The following is a 1113-nucleotide window of genomic DNA, read 5'->3' as shown; positions in this document are numbered from 1 at the left end:
ATAGATAAAATCCCGCCGCTTCGGTGTCCAGCTTAGCCCCGTGTATTGTCGGCGCATGTCCACTCGACCAGTGAGCTGTTACGCACTCTTTGAATGCATGGCTGCTTCTAAGCCAACATCCTGGTTGTCTGGGCGGACGCACATCCTTTGCCACTCGGCTGGAACTTGGGGACCTTAGCGGGCGGTCCGGGCTGTTTCCCTCTCGAGCACACAGCTTAGCCCACATGCTCTGACTGCCGCGCTCTGGGCCGCCGGCATTCGGAGTTCGGTTGGATTCGGTAGGCGGCGAAGCCCCCTCGTCCATCCGGTGCTCTACCTCCGGCGGTGAACGCGCGACGCTAGCCCTAAAGCTATTTCGGGGAGAACGAGATATCTCCGGGTTTGATTGGCCTTTCACCCCTATCCGCAGGTCATCGCCGCCGTTTTCAACCGACGTGCGTTCGGCCCTCCACGGGGTCTTACCCCCGCTTCAGCCTGCCCACGGATAGCTCACCCGGCTTCGCGTCCGCGGCGCGGGACTCAAGTCGCCCTGTTAAGGCTCGCTTTCGCTCCGGCTCCCTTTCGGTTAACCTCGCCCCGCGCCAGCGACTCGCTGGCTCATTCTACAAAAGGCACGCCGTCACAACATAAAGTTGCTCCGACTGCTCGTGGGCGCACGGTTTCAGGTACTGTTTCACTCCCCTCCCGGGGTGCTTTTCACCTTTCCCTCACGGTACTGGTGCGCTATCGGTCACAGGGTAGTACTCAGGCTTGGATGGTGGTCCACCCAGGTTCGGACCGGGTTTCACGTGCCCGGCCCTACTCAGGGACCGCGTCGCGCCGTCCGGTCTGGGTTCGCGTACGGGGCTGTCACCCGCTGCGGCCGGCCCTCCCATGCCGTTCCGCTCCCCAGCCGGACCTGCGCCCGGGGGCGGCAGCCCCCGGATGCGCGGCCCTGCAACCCCGCCGGCGGAACCCCTGCCGGGTACGCCCGCTCGACGGTTTGGCCATCGGTCCCCTTTCGCTCGCCGCTACTCGGGGAGTCTCGAGATTGATTTCCTCTCCTCCGGGTACTTAGATGTTTCAGTTCCCCGGGTTGTCCTCCCCGGCCCTATGCGTTCAGGCCGGGGATAT

Annotated in this window: 1 rRNA gene; it reads right to left on the bottom strand. The window is 63.9% G+C overall.

Features of this window, described 5'->3' with window-relative positions:
• Positions 1 to 1113, bottom strand: a 23S ribosomal RNA gene (locus ACTQXM_RS08985); the annotation flags it as partial.

This window comes from Collinsella sp. LCP19S3_D3 (assembly GCF_052121455.1).
Taxonomy (GTDB): domain Bacteria; phylum Actinomycetota; class Coriobacteriia; order Coriobacteriales; family Coriobacteriaceae; genus Collinsella.
This window is presented reverse-complemented; position numbering and strand designations above follow the sequence as displayed.